We start from the raw sequence: 3,991 nt of genomic DNA on the forward strand, positions 1-3,991 counted from the left end.
AAGCTAATGGTTGGCACTATCAACCCCCATATCGGACTTTCACCGACTAGTACGTGCCCATGCTGGGCACACATAAATAAAGAAGCATAATAAATTATCTATTACGCTTCCTTGAATAGTAGACCTTGCTAATTTTTATTTCTACTTTATTAAATTTTTACCTAGTTCAAAAGCTTTTTGACAATCAAGCGGAAATTGATTTTGTCTCGTTTTTGCTTTTTCTTCTTCAGAAAAACATTCAACTTTGTATTTTGAGTAATCATCAAACTGATAAGTATCATTTGAATACATAACTACTGGCTTTGTAAAAAGTTTTTCAAGATAAAATTCCATATTATCAAATGTTGATAAATAGCCAGATTCTTTCATTACCTCTTCTTTTACATTCATTGTATAAATGAATGCTGTTTTCATCCTCTTTGGTGCAATTGAAGAATAATTATTATCATACACTATATAAGGGAACAAAAGTCTTTCTAAAAATGACCTTAATTGTCCTGATATATTACCAAAGTATACTGGGGAACCAAAAATAAGCCCATCAGATAGCGAAAGTCTTTCCAATACTTCATTAATATCATCCTTTATGGCACATTTCCCATAACTGCTTCCTCCAATTCTTTTGCAAGCAAAGCAACTTTTGCATCCAGTATATTTCAAATCATATAAATTGATAATTTCAGTTTCAATTTCTTCATCTTTTACTGATTGCTTTACTCCATCTAAAGCTTTTTTAAGTAATGTAGCTGTATTCTTGTTTTTTCTCGGGCTTCCATTTATAGCATAAACCTTCATTCTAACATCTCCTTAATTTAACAATTTTTTGATATAATTAATATAACACACAGATATAAATAGACAAGTATGCAGTTTTTTCTGTGTCAGTATAAAAAAGATACTATTAAATTTAAAGGAGTTATAAATATGGATAACAAAGTAAATTATAATGTAGAATTACCCTCTGATAATATATATGAATCAAAATGCCCTATAATATATGCACTTGATGTGGTAGGACAAAAGTGGAAATTACCTATTATGTGGTATTTATCTCAAAAGGATGCTACTAGATATAATGAATTAAAACGTAGCGTAAAAGGTATTACTAATATGATGCTTACAAAATCTTTACAAGAATTAGAATCACATAAACTTATTATCAGAACCCAATATGACACCATTCCTCCTAAAGTTGAATATTCTTTAACTGAGAGAGGCAAAGCACTACTCCCTGCTTTAAACTCACTATATGTTTGGGGGAAAGAACAAATTGAAATTGATAAACTCAAGTAGAATTGCAGATTAATTCTTTAGCAATTTATTTTGACCTTATACCTGCTAACCTTATTAAATGCTTACCATTTCTAGTAGTTGATGCTCCTTCTCGAATTTTGTAATCAAATTTTAATTCATCATTTAAATAATACTCTCTAAAATGATAATTCTTAATTTTAGAATAGGTATGTTCTAAATTGCACAATTCTAGATCATGAGTAGAAATAAGCCCTGATGCCCCATCAGAACCCAATTGCATTATTAATGCTGTTGCCCCATCATGTCTATCAATTGAATTAGTTCCCTTAAATAACTCATCTAAAATAAAAAATACATTTTCATTTTTCTCTACCTCTTTAACTATTTTCTTAATTCTTAATATTTCAGCATAAAATGAAGATATACTATTTTCTAAATTATCACTTATTCTCATACAAGTGAAAATTTGCATTAATGAACATTCAAGCTTTTCAGCACACACTGCAGCTCCTATATAACTAAGTACTAAATTTATACCTATAGTTCTTAAAAATGTACTTTTACCAGACATATTTGAACCTGTTATTAGTAAAATATTTTTATTTTTATCAATTGTAATATCATTCCTGACCATCTTCTCACCTAAAAGTGGATGACCAAGCTTTTCAGCTCTTATTACATAATTCTTATCTGAAATCAAAGGCATAGCCCATTTAGGATTATCATAAATAATATTTGAAATGCTGTTTAGTGCTTCAAATTCTCCTATAACATGAAACCACTTTTTCAGTTTTTTCCCTGATTTAATTCTCCATTTTTCAAATTGTATCATGCACTGATAATCCCATAATAGCAATACATTAAATATCATAAATAGCCCATTATTTCTGTTAGATATTTTATCATATATATTAGATAACTTTTTTATTAAAGCTGCTGCATCTTCATCTTTAGACAATACTAATTTATTTTTAAGTTTTCTTAAATAATCACTTTTAAAATCCTTTTCTATAATTAAACTTAACAATCTAGAGTATATATTTATATTATTCTTATATTTATAAATGCTCTGAAATGCTTCGTTTCTTTCTTTTGCCTTAATAAATAGAAGCGATAACTGGACAAGTGCTATAAAGCATATTAGTTCAAAATTCACTAGAGAAGTGAAATAGCCTAGAGCAATTAATATAAATGTTACACATGGCAATAATCTAACCAATAAAATAAGCCACTTCTTAGTATATAATTCATTTTTATCTGTTGCCCATTCATATAATTCTTCTGGATTAATGCATTCATTAGAAATAATCATACCTTCTGCCTCAAATAGTTGTCTCCATTCTAAGCAACTTGCTAATTCCTGCAAAGATTCTTGTATTTCCTTTATCTCCAGAGGAGTTTTTAATGGATTTGTAAGCCTATTTTTTAAATTTTGACGTCCCATAAATGTTTTAGTGCTATTAATCCACTGAAACAAGGAGTTTCTTCCGAAAATATCTAAATCATTAGAAAAATAATGATCTTCATCTTTAAATTCTCTACCATCATCCTCAAAGCTATTCCACTGACCCTCTAATCTCTTTACAGCTTTTTCATTTATACCTTTTAAGGCTATTGAATATTTTCTTTTATTTATTTCCTTATCATGCATAATAATTAAGTAAATAAAAATAAGTAATTGTACTGTGAATACTCCTATACTTAGGTAATAACTCTTAATGCTAAAGGTATAATATGTAACACTTAACCCAATAATTAGGGTGACAAATCTTAAATAAGCTATAATTCTTATTGATTTATTTTGTTCTTCAATTAAGGTGTTATATGTTTTTAACCTATTAATATAATTATTATAAGTACTTTTCAATGTTCTCCTCCAATCATATTTCAAATATCATCTATTTCAGAATCTTATATACTTCTACTTTTTTCTTTTATATTACAAAATTATATACCCATATTTATCCAAAATCAAAATAAGTTAATATTCTTCTCTGGCTTAAAGTCTTATGAATGGTTTAGAAATTAATTACTAATAAAATCACCTTCTCAAAACAAAAGTCATATTATGATGTTATAAGTTTTTATGAAAGGAATAAGCAACATGTATAATGTTTATCAACAACCATATTTCATATACCCATATCCATGTTATATGAACACACCACAATATAATCCAAACACTATGTATAACCCTTACAACATGTATCGCTGCTGTCCTTACTGTCATAATGATGAGCATATGAAAACCCAAAAATCTTCTAAAATTCAGCTTAAAGATTATGGACCATACCCATTTGTAGTTAATATTGAGGAGGCTACTAAGCAAAACAATACTTTTCGTACTGCTTTATGGACAGGAGAAAATCTACAGCTTACACTTATGAGCATCCCTGTTGGAGGCGAAATTGGTTTAGAAATTCACCCTGAAACAGATCAATTTCTGCGTATTGAAGATGGTGAAGGTATCGTTAAGATGGGGCGCAGAAAAGACTCTTTGGATTTTCAACATAAAGTATATGATGATTTTTCTTTCATCATACCTGCTGGCATATGGCATAACCTCGTTAATACAGGTAATAAACCAATTAAACTATACTCTATATACGCACCACCTCAACATCCTCATGGCACAGTTCATCCAACTAAAGATGATGCAGAAGAAGCAGAAGAGCATCACGACCACTAATCGAGTAGGAGGTAGATAATTATTTTATCTACCGACCTCTCACACCAC

Annotated in this window: 4 protein-coding genes; 2 read left to right on the forward strand and 2 right to left on the reverse strand. The window is 29.1% G+C overall.

What is annotated here, in order from left to right; all coding sequences use genetic code 11:
* Positions 1-141: 141 nt before the first annotated feature.
* Entirely contained in the window at positions 142-795 is a 654-nt protein-coding gene (locus FAY47_RS19690) for a flavodoxin family protein (RefSeq protein WP_143318626.1), read from the reverse strand.
* Between the two features lie 129 nt (positions 796-924).
* Between FAY47_RS19690 and FAY47_RS19695 the strand changes: the two genes are divergently transcribed.
* The gene (locus FAY47_RS19695; RefSeq protein WP_143318627.1) at positions 925-1,293 is read left to right on the forward strand and encodes a helix-turn-helix domain-containing protein; all 369 of its coding nucleotides are present in this window, start codon (positions 925-927) and stop codon (positions 1,291-1,293) included.
* Between the two features lie 25 nt (positions 1,294-1,318).
* On the opposite strand, the gene FAY47_RS19700 is transcribed toward FAY47_RS19695, so the two are convergent.
* Complete coding sequence (locus FAY47_RS19700; protein WP_143318628.1) at positions 1,319-3,121, reverse strand: MutS family DNA mismatch repair protein; 1,803 nt, start codon at positions 3,119-3,121, stop codon at positions 1,319-1,321.
* 288 nt (positions 3,122-3,409) lie between these two features.
* Between FAY47_RS19700 and FAY47_RS19705 the strand changes: the two genes are divergently transcribed.
* Complete coding sequence (locus FAY47_RS19705) at positions 3,410-3,943, forward strand: cupin domain-containing protein (RefSeq protein ID WP_347562810.1); 534 nt, start codon at positions 3,410-3,412, stop codon at positions 3,941-3,943.
* Positions 3,944-3,991 lie beyond the last annotated feature (48 nt).

This window comes from Clostridium sp. HBUAS56017, from assembly GCF_007115085.1.
GTDB classification, from domain to species: Bacteria; Bacillota; Clostridia; order Clostridiales; family Clostridiaceae; genus Clostridium; species Clostridium cibarium.

What these genes read in the sequence shown, in the direction of transcription:
- FAY47_RS19705 (WP_347562810.1), top strand. Translation starts at nt 3,410, where the DNA reads ATGAACACACCACAATATAATCCAAACACTATGTATAACCCTTACAAC.
- FAY47_RS19690 (WP_143318626.1), bottom strand. Translation starts at nt 795, where the DNA reads ATGAAGGTTTATGCTATAAATGGAAGCCCGAGAAAAAACAAGAATACA.
- FAY47_RS19695 (WP_143318627.1), top strand. Translation starts at nt 925, where the DNA reads ATGGATAACAAAGTAAATTATAATGTAGAATTACCCTCTGATAATATA.